General features: G+C 70.6%; 15 protein-coding genes. 11 read left to right on the top strand and 4 right to left on the bottom strand.

What is annotated here, in order from left to right:
- The 6 genes from ACIBBF_RS07610 (at position 1) to ACIBBF_RS07585 (ending at position 7,311) form a co-directional block, all read left to right on the top strand.
- The gene (locus ACIBBF_RS07610; RefSeq protein ID WP_397412127.1) at positions 1-924 is read left to right on the top strand and encodes a hypothetical protein; all 924 of its coding nucleotides are present in this window, start codon (positions 1-3) and stop codon (positions 922-924) included.
- 87 nt (positions 925-1,011) lie between these two features.
- The gene (locus ACIBBF_RS07605) at positions 1,012-1,308 is read left to right on the top strand and encodes a hypothetical protein (protein ID WP_397412125.1); all 297 of its coding nucleotides are present in this window, start codon (positions 1,012-1,014) and stop codon (positions 1,306-1,308) included.
- A 3-nt stretch (positions 1,309-1,311) separates the two neighbouring features.
- Complete coding sequence (locus ACIBBF_RS07600) at positions 1,312-1,689, top strand: TadE family protein (RefSeq protein WP_397412123.1); 378 nt, start codon at positions 1,312-1,314, stop codon at positions 1,687-1,689.
- Positions 1,686-2,126 (top strand): TadE/TadG family type IV pilus assembly protein, encoded by a 441-nt coding sequence (locus ACIBBF_RS07595; protein WP_397412121.1) that lies wholly within the window; start codon positions 1,686-1,688, stop codon positions 2,124-2,126. The genes ACIBBF_RS07600 and ACIBBF_RS07595 overlap by 4 nt, the downstream gene beginning before the upstream one ends.
- Positions 2,127-2,143: 17 nt before the next feature.
- On the top strand, positions 2,144-2,602 hold the full coding sequence (locus ACIBBF_RS07590; RefSeq protein ID WP_397412119.1) for a pilus assembly protein TadG-related protein: 459 nt from the start codon (positions 2,144-2,146) through the stop codon (positions 2,600-2,602).
- On the top strand, positions 2,602-7,311 hold the full coding sequence (locus ACIBBF_RS07585) for a LysM peptidoglycan-binding domain-containing protein (protein WP_397412117.1): 4,710 nt from the start codon (positions 2,602-2,604) through the stop codon (positions 7,309-7,311). Before ACIBBF_RS07590 ends, ACIBBF_RS07585 begins: the two co-directional genes overlap by 1 nt.
- Positions 7,312-7,428: 117 nt before the next feature.
- Here ACIBBF_RS07585 and ACIBBF_RS07580 read toward each other — a convergent pair whose 3' ends face one another.
- The gene (locus ACIBBF_RS07580) at positions 7,429-7,635 is read right to left on the bottom strand and encodes a hypothetical protein (RefSeq protein ID WP_397412115.1); all 207 of its coding nucleotides are present in this window, start codon (positions 7,633-7,635) and stop codon (positions 7,429-7,431) included.
- Between the two features lie 173 nt (positions 7,636-7,808).
- Between ACIBBF_RS07580 and ACIBBF_RS07575 the strand changes: the two genes are divergently transcribed.
- Entirely contained in the window at positions 7,809-8,381 is a 573-nt protein-coding gene (locus tag ACIBBF_RS07575; protein ID WP_397412113.1) for a DUF6318 family protein, read from the top strand.
- A 20-nt stretch (positions 8,382-8,401) separates the two neighbouring features.
- Entirely contained in the window at positions 8,402-9,259 is an 858-nt protein-coding gene (locus tag ACIBBF_RS07570; protein ID WP_397412111.1) for a PKD domain-containing protein, read from the top strand.
- Between the two features lie 33 nt (positions 9,260-9,292).
- Here the strand turns inward: ACIBBF_RS07570 and ACIBBF_RS07565 are convergent, their stop codons facing one another.
- Positions 9,293-9,820, bottom strand: a complete 528-nt coding sequence (locus ACIBBF_RS07565) for a PDDEXK nuclease domain-containing protein (RefSeq protein WP_397412109.1) — start codon at positions 9,818-9,820, stop codon at positions 9,293-9,295.
- A 512-nt stretch (positions 9,821-10,332) separates the two neighbouring features.
- On the opposite strand from ACIBBF_RS07565, the gene ACIBBF_RS07560 reads away from it, so the two are divergent.
- From ACIBBF_RS07560 to ACIBBF_RS07550, 3 genes are all read left to right on the top strand, one after another.
- On the top strand, positions 10,333-10,731 hold the full coding sequence (locus ACIBBF_RS07560; protein ID WP_397412107.1) for a hypothetical protein: 399 nt from the start codon (positions 10,333-10,335) through the stop codon (positions 10,729-10,731).
- 515 nt (positions 10,732-11,246) lie between these two features.
- Positions 11,247-11,717 (top strand): hypothetical protein, encoded by a 471-nt coding sequence (locus ACIBBF_RS07555; protein ID WP_397412105.1) that lies wholly within the window; start codon positions 11,247-11,249, stop codon positions 11,715-11,717.
- A gap of 78 nt (positions 11,718-11,795) precedes the next feature.
- Complete coding sequence (locus ACIBBF_RS07550) at positions 11,796-12,191, top strand: hypothetical protein (RefSeq protein WP_397412103.1); 396 nt, start codon at positions 11,796-11,798, stop codon at positions 12,189-12,191.
- A 16-nt stretch (positions 12,192-12,207) separates the two neighbouring features.
- Here ACIBBF_RS07550 and ACIBBF_RS07545 read toward each other — a convergent pair whose 3' ends face one another.
- Positions 12,208-12,924, bottom strand: coding sequence for a response regulator (locus ACIBBF_RS07545; protein WP_397412101.1), 717 nt, complete (start codon positions 12,922-12,924; stop codon positions 12,208-12,210).
- Positions 12,925-12,944: 20 nt separating this feature from the next.
- On the bottom strand, positions 12,945-16,247 hold the full coding sequence (locus ACIBBF_RS07540; RefSeq protein WP_397412099.1) for an SNF2-related protein: 3,303 nt from the start codon (positions 16,245-16,247) through the stop codon (positions 12,945-12,947).
- Between the last annotated feature and the right edge of the window lie 53 nt (positions 16,248-16,300).

Here is a 16,300-nt window from a genome sequence, read left to right as displayed (position 1 = left end):
ATGTGGCCCTGGGCAGTGGGAACCGGTCTGGTGGCCGGGCTCGGCCTGTTCCTCGTGGTGCGCGAGCTGCTGCCGTCCACGCCGCGGCTCCAGTCCGCGCTGGACCGGCTGAGCGGTGACGACAAGGTGGAGCCCGTCACGGTGTCGGACGGCGGTGGCGAGCTCACCGTGACGCAGCGCTACACGCAGGTGTTCGGGGCGTGGGCGCAGCGCAGGCTGCCGGTCACACTGCTCGGCCGCTGGGGACCGACCCGGGCGGACCTGGACCTGATCGGCAAGACCGCCACCGACCACTACGGCGAGAAGGCGCTGGGCACGGTGATCGTGCTGGTGGCGGTGCCTTTCCTGGGGCTGTGCGTGGGGCTGCTCAACCTCGGCCTGCCGGTCGCGCTGCCGTTCGGCGTGGCCCTGGTGCTCGCCCTGGGCGCGTGGTTCCTGCCGGACCTCGACGCCCGGTCCAAGGCGAAGCGGGCCCGGCAGGAGTTCGCCCGGGCGGTCTCCACGTACCTGGAGCTGCTGGCCATCGAGCGGATCTCGGGCGCGGGCGCCACGCAGGCCACGTTCGCGGCGGCCCAGGTGGCCGGATCGTGGCCGTTCCGGCGGATCGCAGCGGCGCTCGAACGGAGCCGCTGGGAGGGGCAGGCGCCGTGGGTGGCGCTGCGCGAGCTGGGTGAGGAGGTCGAGGTGGACGCCCTCGGCGAGGTGGCCTCGATCGTGGAGCTCGCGGGCACGCAGGGTTCCGCGATCCACGACCAGCTCCAGTCGAAGGCGGCGGCGATGCGCGACGCGCAGCTCGACGTCGAGCAGCAGATCGCGCACGACGCGACGGTGCGGATGACCGTGCCCGGGACCATGACTGTCTTTGTGTACTTTTTGATGCTCATCTTCCCAATCGGGGTCACTATGTTTCAGACTGCACCCTGAACCGTCTGGTCCCCCGTGGGACACCGTGGTGTCACACGAGCCGGTTCTTACCCATTTGTTGAAGTCGACCACACCCCAGGAGTCACCATGAACCAGCACCTGAGCCAGGGCCGGTCGGCGGCGTCGCGCGCCGTCGCGCGGGCATCGCTGCGGGCCGCCGCGGCACGCGGTCGCTTCGACGCCCTCAACGGCCGCTTCGCCGAACGCTCGGCCGAGCTCCGTCGTCGGCTGGAGGCCGACCGCGCGGGCGAGGACGACGCGGGCCTGGAGTCCATCGAGGTGGTCGTGCTGTCGGTGGTGGGCCTCGGCATCGCCATCGCGCTCGGCGCCGCGATCAAGGGACTCGTCGACCGCTACATGGCGCAGCTCGGCGGCGGTGGCTAGGACATGGACGAGCGCGGTGCCTCCTCGATCCAGACCGTCCTCACCTACCCGATCGTCCTGATGCTCATCTTCGGGATGGTGCAGGGTGTGCTGTGGTTCCACGCGCAGAACACGGCCCAGTCCGTGGCCAACGGCGCGGTCCAGGCCGCGCGGGTCGAGGGCGGCACCGTGGAGTCGGGGTACGCCGAGGCCTCCGCGCGCCTGGCGCGTGGCGGCGACGCGTTCGCGTCCGTGGATGTGGCGGTGACGCGTGGCGAGGAGATGGCCACCGCGCGCGTGGTGGGGCTGGCGCCGTCGATCGTGCCCGGCTTCCGCGGATTCCGCGTGGAGCAGTCGGCCACGGGGCCCGTCGAACGCTTCACGTCGGCGGTGGGGCCATGAGTGACGGCCGGCATCCGACCCGTGGGGAGCAGGGCAACGTCGCGATCAACACCGCCGTCGTCTTTCCGATGCTGCTGCTCATCGCCCTGCTGCTGGTGATGGCGGGGCGGTTGGTGCTGGCCGAGGGCGTGGTGCAGTCGGCGGCGAACGAGGCGGCACGGGCGGCGTCGATCAGCCGGACGGCGGACGTGGCCGGCGTACAGGCGACGTCCACCGCCACCTCGACGCTGATGAACTCCGGCGTGCGCTGCGCGCAGACGTCGGTGCGGCCGACGACCGACGCGTTCGCGCTCCCGCTCGGGACCGTCGGGACCATCACCGTGCGGGTGGAGTGCGTGGTGCCGCTGAGCGACCTCGGGCTGCCCGGTGCGCCCGGTTCGCGGACGATCAGCGCGACCGGGACGTCGGTGCTCGACGCGTACCGGGGGCGGTCATGACCAGGGGAGCTGGGTGGATGAGGGTGCGACAGGGGCGGGCGGTAGCGCCGGCGCGGGTGCGGGCACGGCGCGAGCGGGGCGAGATCAACATCCTCGCCGCGGGCATGGTGCCCGCGCTCATCATCGCCATCGGCCTGGTCGTCGACGGCGGCGGGCGGCTGCACGCCGAGGACGAGGCGGAGTACGCCGCCGACCAGGCGGCGCGCGCCGCGGCGCAGCAGATCCGGTTCGACCGCGCGCAGCTGGGGCTGCCCCCGGAGGTGGACCCGGCGCGGGCGGCACAGGCCGCGTCCGACACGCTCGGCGCGCTGGGCGTCCAGGGCGGCGTGACCGCCGTCGACGGTGCCGTCGTCTCGGTCGGGACGCAGGTCACCTACGAGACCACGTTCCTCACGTTGATCGGGATCAGCTCGCTCACCGTCACGGCTGACGCCGAGGCACGAGCGGTCCGCGGGATAGGACAGGAGGAGTCCTGATGAGCACCTCGACAGTCCAGGGTCGTGCGGTGACGGGCGAGCCCCGCGGACCGCGGCAGGGCACCGGCGCACGCGTGGCCAGAGGGCTGGGTGCGGCGCTGCTCCTGGTCGTGCTCGTCGTGGGTATCCCGGCCGGCCTGTGGATCTTCGGCGGCCCGGTGTGGACGGGGCAGGTCAGCCTCGACCGGATCGTCTCGATGCTCACCAGCCCCGACGTGACCGGTTCGGTGCTCATCGGGCTGGTCAAGGTCGTGGGCTGGGTGGCGTGGCTGACCTTCGCGATCGCCGTGGTGATCGAGGTGGTCGCGGCGTTGCGCGGCCGCCGGTCCCCGCACGTCCGTGGCCTCGGGGCGCAGCAGCGCGCGGCGGCCGTCCTGGTCGGGGCCGTGATCACCATGCTGGTCGCGGCGCCCTCCGTGACCCCCGCGATGGCTGCCCCCGCACCCGCGGAGGCGGGCCGGACCGGCACGGTGGCGACCGCACCGGTGGCGTCCGACGCCGTCGGACAGGCCGGGGCCGTGACCGCGCCGGGTCCGCGCGCGGCGGTCGAGGAGGCCGAACCGGCCACCTACACGGTGCAGCCGGGTGACTCCCTGTGGCGGATCGCCGAGCAGACCCTGGGCGACGGCGCACGGTTCAAGCAGATCGCCGACCTCAACTACGGCGTGGTCCAGGCCGACGGTGGTGCACTCGACGCCGGGAACTGGATCGAACCCGGCTGGGTGCTGCGGCTGCCGGCGGAGGCCGGGGTCACGCCGACGTCGACGGGTGCGTCCGCGGCGGACGAGGACGAACCCGTGGGCATCGCGCCCTCGAAGAGCGCGGACGACGGCGCCGCGGAACCGGGCACCGTCGACGTACGGAGCAACGGTGGTGCGGAGTCCGCCCAGGTCGTCGTCGAGCGGGGTGACACGCTGTGGGGCATCGCCGAGGAAGAGCTCGGCGACGGGACCCGGTACCCGGAGGTCTTCGAGGCATCCCGCTCCACGGAGCAGCCCGACGGCGGACGGCTCACCGACCCCGACCTCATCTACCCCGGCTGGACCGTGACGGTTCCTGGCGCGGGAGAGGCGGCGGACGGCGGGTCCGGGGCTGACGGGACAGGTGCCGGGACGGACCGGCCCGGTGGCGGCGAGACGGATCCTGGCGCGGACGCGGCCGGTGACGGTGCGGGTGCGGGCGACGCCGCGGGCTCGGGTGACGCCGGTGAGCCGGCCACGGCGGACGGTGCGGGGTCGGAGGCCGGTGCCGAGGCCGGCGGGGGTGCGGATGCCGGTCCGGAGGCCGAGGCCGGAGGTCCCGAGGCTGACTCCGAGGTAGACGCGGACGCCGAGACGGCGCAGGCCACCGGCCTGGGCCGGACGTTCGCCGGCCGGCCGGAGGCCGACAAGGCGACCGGGGTCGAGTCCGCGGCGGGCGCCGCCGGAGGGTCGGGCGAGTCGGAGCAGCCGGCGCCGGAGGAGTCGGCGGACGCGGGGTCGGCCCCGACGACACCGTCCGCGGAGGTGACGCCCGAGGGCGCCGTCGAGGTCGAGCCCGACGACATCGCCGAACCGGGCGGCGCGGGCAACGACGTGGCGGAACCGGAGTCGCCGTCGGACGAGCAACCGGCCGGAGAGCGACCGGCGGGCGAGGCTCCTGCGGAGCAGCCGAACCGTGCGGCACAGAACGCCGGTCAGAACCCGTCCGCGGGTCAGGACGAACCGGGTCAGGACGCCGGGGACGGCACACCCGACCCCGCCGACGCCGGCACGGGTAGCGCCGGCCTCGACCGGCCCGACACCGAGGAGCCGGCTCCGGAGAAGTCGGCCGAGGGCAACCTCGCCCCGCAGGCGCCGCCGGCACCGCAGGAGACCGAGGAACCCCGGTACGAGCGGGTCACGCCGGAGGACCTCGAGAACGAGCCCGACCTCGAACCGGATGGGTCCGCGCCCCCGGACGGAGCGCCGGCGATCCCCTGGGAAGACCTGATCGCCGACGAGCTCCTGCCGCAGGGCGAGCCGGACGAGCCGGCCCGGGAGACGACGTCGGGCAGCGGCACGACGTGGGGTGGCGAGTCCGCCACCGACGGTGCGCCGGAGGACGACGGCCCGAGCGGGAGCGGGACCGATGCGGTCGAGGGCGACGTCGACGGGACCGGTGTCGACAGTGACGGTACGGAGGGCCTGGCCGAGCTGCCGGCGCCCCTGGTGCCGGAGGATGTCACGGCGACGGCGCGCGAGAGCGCGGCGACCGAGAAGGTACTGCCCGGCGACGTGACGGGCGACGACCCGGTGGTAGGCGACGGCGTCCCGGAGGTCGCCGTCGAGTCCGCGCCGCCGGTCGCTGCCACCGCCGAGGACAGCATCCCGTCGGCGACGGCGCCAGCGGGCGGTCCGGCACCGGCGGCGTCCGGCGACGGCGCCCGGCCGGGGCGCGAGCCGGTCGATGTCGCGGGTGCGACCACGGCGGCCATCGCTGCAGCCGGCACGGCACCCGATGCCACCACGTCCCTGCTCGGCTCCGCGGCCGACGCCGTCTCCGGTGCCGTCGACGACCTCGACGAGACCGTGGACGTCCGCACCGCGGCGGGCGTCGGCGGTCTGCTCGCCGCCGGGCTGCTCGCGCTCGTCGCCGTCAAGCGCCGCCGGGCACGCAAGGGCCGGGTCCCGGGCGAGACCGTCGTCGTGCCGAGGCCCGAGACCCCGGCCGGCGCGCTCGAACGTGACCTGCACGGCGTCGAGGACCCGTTCGGCCGCAGCCAGGTCGACCAGGCGTTGCGCAGCCTCGCACGCTGGCACCGCGAACGTGACCTGCCGCTGCCGGGCGTGCGCGTGGCGCGGCTGAAGAGCGGCGAGTTCGTCGAGCTCTACCTCGACGGCGCCGCCGACCTGCCCGCACCCTGGGCCAGCACGACCGACCGGTTCGTCTGGCAGCTCGCGGCGAGTGACGCGGAGGCGGCGTCCCAGGTCGGACCTGGGGCCGAGGAGGGGGAAGCGCCGTACCCGGCGCTCGTCACCGTCGGCCACGACGACGAGGACGCCCACCTCATGGTCGACCTGGAGAACCTCGCGTGCCTCGACATCCGCGGCACCGACCAGGCCGCACAGGCCACGCTCGCGGCGCTCGCGATCGAGCTCGCGACGAGCCTCTGGGCCGACGACCTCCAGGTGACCGTGGTGGGTGCGCTCGGGGAGCTGCCCGGCGTCGTCGACACCGGCCGGGTGCGGCACGTCCCCAGCCTGGCGGAGGTCGTCCGCGAGCTGGAGGCGCGCGCCGCCGACGTCGACCGGACGCTCGCTCAGGTGGGTGCCACGTCGGTCGCGGACGCCCGCGGCCGGGGCCTCGCGACCGACGCGTGGACGCCGGAGATCCTGCTGGTCGGCGAGCGACTCGCCCCCGTGGAACGCGCCACGCTGGAACGCCTGGTCGAGCGGGTACCCGCGGTGGGCATCGCGGCGGTGACGTCCAGCGCGGAGGTCGGCGACTGGGCGCTCGACCTGACCGGTGACCTCACGGGCGGCGACACGACGCGCGGCATCCTCGTGCCGGCCTACATCGCCGTCCGACCGCAACAGCTCGACGCCGCCACCTACGCCCAGGCCCTGGCCCTGCTGGCCGATCCCGAGACCGCCCCCGGCCCCTCGTGGAGCCGTTCGATCGACCGCGCCGAACCGACGCTGGAGGAGATCCCCATGGATGTTGTCCGCGCCGATGCGGACTCGGACGTCGCCGTCGGCCAGGGGGCGGGTCTCGCGCCGTCGCCGAGCTACGCGACGGGGACCGTGGGCGGCGGGACGGCGTCCGGCACGGTGCCGGCCGGCTTCGCGCCCTGGGCCACCGCAGCCGTGAGCGTGGCGACGCCGCCACTGGGTACACCGGTCGTGGCGGGGCCGGGCCCCGCGGTCGAGCCCGACGCGCCGGCGACCGACCTGCCGGAGGAGGCCGGACCACCGATCGTGCGTGTGCTGGGTCGTGTCGAGCTCGCGGGGACCACGGGCGTCGAGCTGCCGTCCACGCACCAGCGGCAGGCCACCGAGCTGATCGCGTTCCTGGCGTTCAACCCGGGGTCGCGCGGTTCGGACATCTCAAAGGCCCTGTGGCCGTCGCGCGAGCCGAACCTGGCCACACGGCGCTCCGCGGTCTCCCGCGCGCGCCGCTGGCTGGGCGTCGACGGCGAGGGCTACGAGTACCTGCCCCGCTACTGGTCCGCGGACGACGGCGGGCAGGCCGACCTCGAGTCCGCCGGCTACCGTCTGCGCGGCGTCACGACCGACTGGCACCGCTTCTGCGACCTCGTGGGCCCGGACCTGAGCCAGACGCCGACGGCAGACCTGCTGGCCGCCCTCGACCTGGTGCGCGGCCGACCGTTCGAGGGCGTGCCGCTCCGCAAGTACGCCTGGGCGGAGCAGCTCATGCACACCATCTCGTCGGGGGTCGTGGACGTGTCGCACGAGGTTGCGCGCCGCGCGCTCCTGGAGGGCGACGTGGCCACGGCGCGGCACGCCTCCCAGGTGGGGCGGCTCGCGGATCCGGTGGACGAACGCTCGTGGCGCAACGCGATCCGCGCGGAGCTCGCCTCAGGACGCCGGGATGCGGTGGGCCGACTGGTGGACCGCCTGCGCGACCACCTCGAGCAGCTCGCCATGGATCCCGAGCCCGACACCGAGGAGCTGCTGGCCCAGGTGGACGAGCAGGAGCGCCGGCGGGAGGCCGACGCCGGGCGGTGACACGCCGGTCCTGAAGGACGGCGGGCAGCAGACACGTTCTGCTGCCCGCCGTGCTGTGTGTTCCCGGTGTCCGGTCGAGCCGCGTTCGCTCGAGGACACTCCTGGTCGACGTCGTGCTCAGTCGAAGCCGCCAGGGCCGGGGATGGGTGCGAGGTCGAGGACGATGCCGTCGGTGTCCTCGCCGGTCAGGCGCGCGATCACCGCGCGCAGTGCGGTCTCGGCGTCGTCCAGGAGAACACCCTGCGCGACGGCGCCGGGTAGGTCGAGGGCACGCAGTGTCCAGCGGCGCTCGCCGCGGTATGCGATCACGGTGTACGTGGTCATGGCTCCAAGCCTGTAGAGCAAAAGTATGATCTGTCATCTGGAGGCACCAAGATGTGCGTTGAACGCCGAGTTATCCACAGGAACCACCGTGATCACTTTCGGGATCGGCGGGGCCTGGTTAGCGTCGTTCCCGGCCGTTGCGGATACGCAACGACGCGGCCCGAGGGCGGGGGATGTTGATGCGTGGTGCTTATCGGGGGCTGCTCGTGGCAGCCGGGCTGGTGTTGTGCGGGTGTACGGGGGTCGCGGAGGAGCCTGCGCCGCCTGCCTCGGCCAGCCCTTCACCGTCGGCATCACCGTCGCCGTCGGTGCCGGTGAAGCCGGAGCGGCCGGCGGCGATGGAGCGGGACGACGCGGAGGGAGCTGCGGCCGCCGCTGAGTACTTCATCGAGTTGTATCCGTATGTGATGGCTACTGGGGATGTCGAGGAATTTGAGGCGTTGTCACATCGGGCTTGTGGGTTTTGCTCGCAGGCCCTGGAGGACGCCAATCAGATTCAGGAACTTGGCCAGACCTATCAAGGTGGGGCTACGACTACGATCCTCTTGAGTCAGTACGGCCGGGACGAATTAACCGGAATCTACCCGCTTGACGTTGAAGTCAGGCAGGAAGCGTCCCGGACGCTAGAAGCCAATGGTTCCGTGGCGTCGGCCGCAAAGGAGCAAACTTCGGAACATCGAGTCGAGGTCGGTCGAAGAAGTGGCAATTGGTTGATTGTTGGTGTCGCACCCAGGCCCGAACAATGAGTCCATCAAGATTGAGCATCATGTTCGGTCTGGCGCTGGCAGTTGGTCAGTTCGACGAGCAGCCCACGTTCAGCGGAACTTCGCAGTATGATCAAATCTCGGTTGAGGCGGTTACGCCGCTCTATGGCCATGCAAGGGAGGGCATCAACGGTGATGTCCGGGGTACTCCTCCGTCTGTAACTTCACCACTTCGGCAATGGCGGACGACTCCGGCGCTCTGCTTCTTGCGGGATCTCAGCGGTGCCACCGTACTTGCCGAGTCATGCGATGAAGGCCATCAGCTCGCCTACGCAGGCATCGAGTGCGAGGACGACGAGCAGGCTGTCGGTGCCCTCTTCGAGCAGCGTCGAGAGTCCGGAGGGTGGACAGAAGCAGAACTTGTGGAGGAAGAGGCATGTCTGACAGAGGCCCGACAGCAGATCGACATTCCGGCCGCTGCGGCTCGAGCGTTCCAGGAGATGCAGATCGAGCCGTCGTCGCTCACAGTGCAACCGCCGGACGGCTGGACCCTGGTCAACGTCGACACGATCGCGTACACCGACGGTGAATCCCGAACAACAAGCACCGAACTGTTCGGAATCCCCGTCGACATCCGAGCGGTGCCGAGCAGCTATACGTGGAACTTTGGTGACGGGTCCCCAGCTTTCTCAACGGCAGACCCGGGCGCCCCGTACCCCACGCACACCATTTCCCACGCCTACTCGAAGCAAGGGTCAGCAACGATCTCGCTCACCACGACGTGGCGCGGCCAGTTCCGGATCGCTGGTGATTCAACATGGCGCGACGTAGCGGGAGAGGCGACCACTGCATCTTCGTCGGGCAGCTTGGACATCGTGGAGGCCCGGGCACGGCTGGTAGAGGACTTGTATGGCCGCTAACGGAGTACCGGCGAAGAGCCGATGTACTCGCGGTCACGTTGGCTGATCCTTGACGACACTGGTGTCAAGGCATCGGCCGACCAGGTCGGCAAACTCCAGGCCGGACGGGAGCTCGGACCGTTGTGCAGGACTGAGGTCTTCGTACAGGGTGACGACGACGGGACCTGGCTCCTGATCGGCCGCGGCATCGGTGCACAACAGGACCCCGACTGTGGATCCGTGTACGTCAGGCACGCGGACCAGGTCGTCGACGAGTCTGAGCGTGTAGCGAGAACGTGCAACCAGGGCTGGATCGAATCGGCCGGCCTGCACCTGGATGGCGAAATAGCGCATTTGGGTCACGTGGAAGAGCAGAAGATCAACTGTGTAGTCGCGATCGTCCTCCGTGATGTGCAGGTGGCGATCGACGAGGCACATGTGGCGGTCGGGCACGGCAAGCATGTCCTCGAGGTGGTCGACGAGGATGCCAGTGAACGAGCGTCGGATGGCTTCGATGAGCTCGCCGACGACGTCCTCGAACCCTTCGGGCTCGAAGTCCTCGGTGCGTTGGAAGAAGGTCATGGCGCAAGCCTGTAGAGAGATTGCAGCATCCGCGACCCGAGTTGCATATGTGCAACGAATCGCCACGATGGGCGAGACGCTGAGACCGATCCATGGCGCGTTGCTGGCCGGATGTTGTCCTTCGTTGGCGGGATGTTGTGAATTATCACGGAAGCGCCTTGCCGAGAAGACGGATATGCCGCACCCTTGCTTACGGCCGTGTTCGCTGAGTTCTGCCCGAAGTTGAGGGAGTTGCCCGGATGGTCTCGTCCGCCATCACGCCCACGCGCACCATCGCTGTCCTCATCGGGGTCGCAGTCCTTGCGGTCGCCGGGTTCGCGGTGGTGCGGTCAGGCGTTTTCGACCCTGGGACGGTCCAGGGCGCGATCCCGGGTCCAGCATCGCCGTCGGCCTCGGCATCACCTTCTGTGTCTGTGAGCGCGTCCGCTCAATCGTCGACGCCAGCATCGCCGTCGCCGACAACGCCGGAGCAGGTCAAGGCAAAGAATGTCGCTGACGCAAAGGCGCGGCTTGTGGAGTACTACCAGACCACAGCGCTCGTCGCCAACAATGGATACAGGGACTGGGACAGGGAACTTCGGCCGTTTTGGGGCCATCCAGCGCTGCGTTCTTCGTTGAGGGCCGTCTACACCGAGTCAGCCAATTCGGGCGAATACACGACTGGTGCGGCCTCGGTAGAGGCCATGAATGTCACTGACTACAAGACCTCCGCCGTTGGAAATGAAGAGGTGCATCTGAAGGCGTGTGTCGATTTTAGTGACGTGCGCAACTTTGCTGGCGACGGAAAGGAAATACCGCGCGCAGCCGGTGCCCCTAGTCGATACCAATTCGACTATGTTATGCGACACCAAGGGGCAGGCAGCTATTGGACGGTCAACGAGCAGATACCTCACCCGGAGCAGGCATGTTGACGCGGCACGGTTGTTGGACGTTCTCCCTTTCTTTCATCGGAATGGTCGTTGCGTTGGCGGTGTCTCTGGTAGTTCTTGTTCAGGCGTCGACGGCAGTTGCCGATGAGTGCACGCCGACGACCACACCGGATGGTGTGGTTATTCCCTGCGAAGATGGCGGAGGCGGTGCAGGGGGAGGAGGCGAAGATGACGACCCCAGCGACGGTGGCGGACCGCAGGTCTGCCGTGACCTTGGCGACGTGGTTCCGTGCAGTACCGAGTACGGGGGATGGGATGGGGACTGTTACGTGCGTAATGCGAGTCCGCAACCTCCCGCCGGCGATCCCGCATGGGAAGGCCACGAGCCAGGGGATGGGATTGTCCTCGAGTGCACGCCGCCGCGCTGTGTGGCGGCGGGTGGCGATGTAACGCAGTGCGAAGGCCACTCGTACTACTGGTCGGCCGACCCAGCCGCACCAGTCGGCCCCACCGCCGAAGAACTAGCCCAAAGCGCAGTAGCTGCCATGGAGCTCTCCATGGGACAGATCGGTTCGACTCCGCCGGCGACCACCAGCAATCAGGGTGCCGTCGGCACCATCGGTCTACCCATCTGGCTGTGGATTGCCAACCCTGCTGAGAACACGACTGGTCCGATCGTCCGGACCGCAGAAGGGGGCAGTCTCTCGGTCACAGCGACGGGGACACTTGACCGGGTCGAGTGGACACTGGCCGATGGGAACGGGACCACGGTTGGCGCCATTTCCTGTGATGGTGCCAATGCTGCAGGGACGCCGTATGACGGCCGGAACAGCGCGGAACCGTCCCCCACCTGTGGATTCGGTGCCGACCTGAACAGCAGTCCGGGCAACCTCACTCTTGCCGGGACGTCCTACTGGGTCGTCGAGTGGCAGAGCAGCAACGGTGAGTCCGGTCAGATCCCTTTCACGTCGACGACCAACAGTGCGCAGATTCGGATCGGGGAGCTTCAGGCGCTCGTACGCCACTGACGACCCTCGGGCTGGTCCCACACCCATGGGCCGGGCGCGCGGTCGCAACCTCGCAGGCGAGACAACATGATGGTGCTCATGGCGACCACACCGACCATCGTCCGCGGCCTCGCTCAGGCAGCCCTGGGCGCCGCACTTCTCACAGCCGGCATCGGGCACCTGACCGCGGCGCGCAAGGAGTTCCAGGCGCAGGTACCCCGGTGGGTCCCCATCGATCCCGACACGGTCGTGGTGGGGTCGGGTGTCGTCGAGATCGGTCTCGGCGCGGCGCTCGTCGCCACCTGGAGGCAGCCTGCTCGCCGTCGCCTGGGAGTGCTGGCGGCGGCGTTCTTCGTCGCGGTCTTCCCGGGAAACGTCGCCCAGCTCACGGAGCACCGTGATGCCTTTGGTCTGGACACGGATCGGAAGCGCGCGCTGCGGCTGCTGGGTCAGCCGGCGCTCGTCGCGTGGGCTCTGGCTGCGACGCGCCGATAGCGCGTCACCCCGGAGGTCAGACCTCGTCCATCATTCCGAGCCCAGTCACATACTCCACCAGATCGAACGTCGACCCGGTCATCAGCGTCACCCCGGCGGCGCGCGCGTCGTCGGCGTACGGGCCCGTGTTTCCGTACAGCACGAACGGCGTCACGGGGTCGTTCGCCCGGACCCGGGAGAGCAGCCGGAGCCCGGCGTCCGGGACATCGACGTCGGACTCGCGACGGCCGAGGTCCGAGATGATCAGACCGTAGGGCCGTGTGTTCAGCAGCCGCAGGGCCTCGTCGGTCGAGCGGGCGACCTCGACGTCGATGCCGTCACGTCGCCACGACTCCGCGAGCATGGCGTTGTTCTCGGGGTTGTCGTCGACCCAGAGGATCGAGTGCGGCGCCCCGGCGCCCGGCACGGGCAGCCTGCCATCTCCTGGACGGGTGATCGTCCGTTCCTGCTCCTGCGACCCCCAGGGCAGCTCGTCGCCCGGCACGACGACAGCGCCCGCGTCCACCTTGCGCTTCAGTGCGGCGACCTCTCGCTGCAGGTCAGCGATCAGGTCGGCCTGCTGATCCGTGGCCTGCCGGATGCTGAGCTTCTGCCCGCCGATCTCCAGCGTCACGTCATCCGATCCGCGCAGCTTCGCGAGCAGCTGCCCCCCGAACACCAGCAGCACGACGATCACGAGCAGGGGCCACAGCAGGCTCGCGACCGCCGCGATCAGGTCAGCAATGGGAGACACGGGGGCAAACCTACAGAAGATCAGTCCGACAACAACCCTCGGATGTCCTCCGCTCCCAGTGCTCCCGCGAACTCTCCGGCGTCATCGCTCAGCACCGCGTCGAACAGCCGCGCCTTGCGCTCCTTGAGCGCCATCACCTTGTCCTCGATGGTGTTCTCCGAGACCATCCGGAACACCATCACGTTGCGCGTCTGCCCGATCCGGTGGGTCCGGTCGATCGCCTGCGCCTCCGTCGCCGGGTTCCACCACGGGTCGAGCAGGTAGACGTAGTCGGCCTCGGTGAGGTTCAGGCCGAAGCCGCCGGCCTTGAGGCTGATCAGGAACACCGGCGCCGGACCGTCCTTGAACCGCCCGATGACCTCCGCCCGCCGCCGGGTCGAACCGTCGAGGTACTCGTACGGGACCCCCAGGGCGTCGCAGACCTCGGCCGCCTTGGACAGGAACGACGTGAACTGCGAGAACACCAGGGCGCGGTGCCCCTCGGCGGTCACCTCCGCGAGCTGCTCGGCGAGCAGGTCCAGCTTCGCCGACGGCACACCCTCGTACTCCGGGTCCACCAGGGACGCGTCGAGCGCCATGCGCCGCAGCGTCGTCAGGGCGCGGAACACGGCCACGCGGTTCTCGTCGAACGAGTCGAGCAGCCCCAGGAGCCGCGACCGTTCGCGCTGCAGGTGCGTGTCGTAGATGCGCCGGTGCCTGGCGTCCAGGGGAACGCGCAGCACCTGCTCCTGCCGTTCGGGCAGCTCGGGTGCCACCTGCTCCTTGGTGCGGCGCAGCATCAACGGTCGGATCCGACGGCGCAGGCGGGCCAGCAGCGGCCCCGAGTCGCGTTCGCCGGCGACCGGCTTGACGTAGTCCTCCCGGAACTTGGTGGCTGACCCGTACAGTCCCGGGGCCACGATCGCGAGCATCGCCCACAGCTCCATGAGGTTGTTCTCGAGGGGCGTGCCGGTGATCGCGAGCTTGAAGGGCGCCCGCAGCCGACGGGCGGCCTCGTTGGCCCGCGTCTGGTGGTTCTTCGCGAACTGCGCCTCGTCCAGGATCAACCCGCTCCAGCCGACGTCGGCGAAGGCGTCGAAGTCCAGCCGGAAGATCGCGTACGACGTGACGACGACGTCGGCCCCCGCCGCCACCTCGGCAACCGAGACGCCGGCCTTGCGTGCGGTCGTCGGCAGGGCGACCACCCGCAGGTCCGGGGTGAACCGTGCGGCCTCCGCGGCCCAGTTGCTCACCACGGACGCGGGCGCGATCACCAGGAACGGCGGCGGGTCGCCGCCCTCGTCCCGGGGAACCGCGTCGCCGTCGGACGCCTCCTGCCGGGCCTGCGCGAGGAACGCGAGCGTCTGGACCGTCTTGCCCAGACCCATGTCGTCGGCCAGGATCCCGCCGAGCCCGTGCCGCCACAGGAACGTCAGCCACTCGAAGCCGCGCTGCTGGTACGGGCGCAGCTCGGCCTTCAGCCCGACCGGGGGAGCCACCGGCTCCGGCCCGTCGACCCCGTCGCCGGTGAGCGCGATCAGGTCACGCACCGAGCGTCGCCACCGGTCGGACTGCTCGACGACGTCGGCGACCTCCTCGAGCTCCGCCCACAGGCCGGCGTTGAACCGGCTGACCCGTAGGGCGCCCGGCCGGTCCGACAGCCGTTGCGCCTCCTCGATCAGTGCCTTCAGCCGGGCGAAGACCGGCAGGTCGGTCCGCAGCCAGGTTCCGTCGGTCAGCATGAACCGCTTCTTGCCACGGGCGAGGGCGTCGAACACCGGGCCGAACGGGATCTCCCGGCTGTCGACCGTGACCGTGACGCCGAGGTCGAACCAGTCCAGGTCGCCGCTGTCGGACGCGCGCATGCTGACCACGGGTGTGGCCTCGAGCCCGGAGTACTCGGGCAGCCGTGCGCTGTCGACACGGACGTCCGGCACACGCCGGAGCGCCGGCAGCACCAGCGTGGCGAAGTCCATCGCCCGCAGGTCACGGAAGACCTCGGGCGCCACCCGGAAGTGGTCGAAGCCCGGCACCTCGCGGACGGCGGTGACCACTCGTCCCAGGGTCGCCGCCTCGGCCTCCAGGTCGCGGAGCTCCGAACCCGGCTCCAGCGCCGTGGTCAGCGGGTACTCCTTGTCCGACGGCGGATAAGCCCACCGCCACGTCACGCTGATCTCCGCCGGCGAGACCACCTCGACGGACGCCACGAGCTGCGGCCGCGGCAGGTCGGGCAGCTCGACGCCGTCGTCGGCCCGGACCTGTACCTCGCGGCGCAGCAGCGGCAGGTAGTCCGCCAGGAACTCGTCGAGGGCCTCGGCCGGCACCGCGACCTCCGACAGCTGGACCGCGGCGTGCTCCTGGTCGGTGAGCGGCGCCGGCGTGGGACCCAGGACGACCGTGCGGCCCGACGGCGACTCCTCGATCGCGAACAGGCCGTGCCGGCCGAGCGTCCCGACGGACGTCGCGCCGGTCGCCGCACCGTCGAAGGCGACGGTCCGCTCGAGCCGGGCACCGCCGTCGGGCAGGGAGAGGTCGAGGGCGACCGTGGCCTCGCGGGCCACGCGGACGGAGTCCCGCCTGGACTTGCCGACGAGCTCGATGCCGAGGTTCGCCGCGTCGGAGAGGTGCCGCCAGAACGGTCGTGGCAGCACGTCGTCCAGGGCGAGCCAGTCGCCCGCGCTCACGTACCCGTAGCCCCGCGGGCTCGTGGCGCGCAGGGCGTCAAGGGTGGTGAACCACTCCCGGACCTCGGGCTCGACGCCGCGGAGGAAGCCGTTGCGGATGTAGTTCCACGACGCCGACCCGCCGACCCAGGTGCCCCGGCCGTTGCGCTCGACCGGCCGGACGGACAGCGACAGGTTGTCCCCGGCGGTGCTGCCGTCGACCCGGAACTGGAGCGCGAGCTGCGGTGCGGGGTCGCCTGCCGAGGCGCTCGCGACCGGCGTCGCGGGCACCAGCCGTTCGATCGCCGCCTTCCACTCGGGCACCTGCGGTGCTCGCCCCAGGGACGACGCGGACCGGACCATCGAGGCCAGCCCGTCGGAGCCGGCCTCGATGAGGGTGGCCGCGACGTGCTTGCAGTCCGAACCCACGGGGCACGTGCAGCTCGACCCGACGACGACCGGCGGCCCGGACCCGGCCGTCCCGAACTCGACGGAGCACGAGTAGGTGCTGCGCCCGCTGCCGCGTACCCACGAGACGAGCAGCAGCTCGGCCGGAAGCCATTCCCACGAGATGACCCGGCCCTGTTTCTGGTAGTCCTCACCGCGCAGGAACGCACCACTACCCACCAGGAGCTTGATGGCCGCCGGGTGGATGCGCGGGACGGGTACGGGCGTGGACACCCCTTCATGGTTCCACGCCCCTCTGACACCCTCGCGCAGCCGACCGCAGCGCG

It is taken from the genome of Promicromonospora sp. NPDC050880 (genome assembly GCF_044456525.1).
GTDB lineage: Bacteria > Actinomycetota > Actinomycetes > Actinomycetales > Cellulomonadaceae > Promicromonospora.
The sequence above is the reverse complement of the archived record's forward strand: the minus strand, read 5'-3'. Positions and strand labels throughout refer to the sequence as shown.

Excerpts from the sequence above, each read along its gene's own strand:
- ACIBBF_RS07570 (WP_397412111.1), top strand. The coding sequence starts at position 8,402 with ATGTTCGGTCTGGCGCTGGCAGTTGGTCAGTTCGACGAGCAGCCCACG.
- ACIBBF_RS07600 (WP_397412123.1), top strand. The coding sequence starts at position 1,312 with ATGGACGAGCGCGGTGCCTCCTCGATCCAGACCGTCCTCACCTACCCG.
- ACIBBF_RS07550 (WP_397412103.1), top strand. The coding sequence starts at position 11,796 with ATGGCGACCACACCGACCATCGTCCGCGGCCTCGCTCAGGCAGCCCTG.
- ACIBBF_RS07580 (WP_397412115.1), bottom strand. The coding sequence starts at position 7,635 with ATGACCACGTACACCGTGATCGCATACCGCGGCGAGCGCCGCTGGACA.
- ACIBBF_RS07565 (WP_397412109.1), bottom strand. The coding sequence starts at position 9,820 with ATGACCTTCTTCCAACGCACCGAGGACTTCGAGCCCGAAGGGTTCGAG.
- ACIBBF_RS07585 (WP_397412117.1), top strand. The coding sequence starts at position 2,602 with ATGAGCACCTCGACAGTCCAGGGTCGTGCGGTGACGGGCGAGCCCCGC.
- ACIBBF_RS07610 (WP_397412127.1), top strand. The coding sequence starts at position 1 with ATGTGGCCCTGGGCAGTGGGAACCGGTCTGGTGGCCGGGCTCGGCCTG.
- ACIBBF_RS07595 (WP_397412121.1), top strand. The coding sequence starts at position 1,686 with ATGAGTGACGGCCGGCATCCGACCCGTGGGGAGCAGGGCAACGTCGCG.
- ACIBBF_RS07575 (WP_397412113.1), top strand. The coding sequence starts at position 7,809 with ATGTTGATGCGTGGTGCTTATCGGGGGCTGCTCGTGGCAGCCGGGCTG.
- ACIBBF_RS07555 (WP_397412105.1), top strand. The coding sequence starts at position 11,247 with ATGGGACAGATCGGTTCGACTCCGCCGGCGACCACCAGCAATCAGGGT.
- ACIBBF_RS07590 (WP_397412119.1), top strand. The coding sequence starts at position 2,144 with ATGAGGGTGCGACAGGGGCGGGCGGTAGCGCCGGCGCGGGTGCGGGCA.
- ACIBBF_RS07605 (WP_397412125.1), top strand. The coding sequence starts at position 1,012 with ATGAACCAGCACCTGAGCCAGGGCCGGTCGGCGGCGTCGCGCGCCGTC.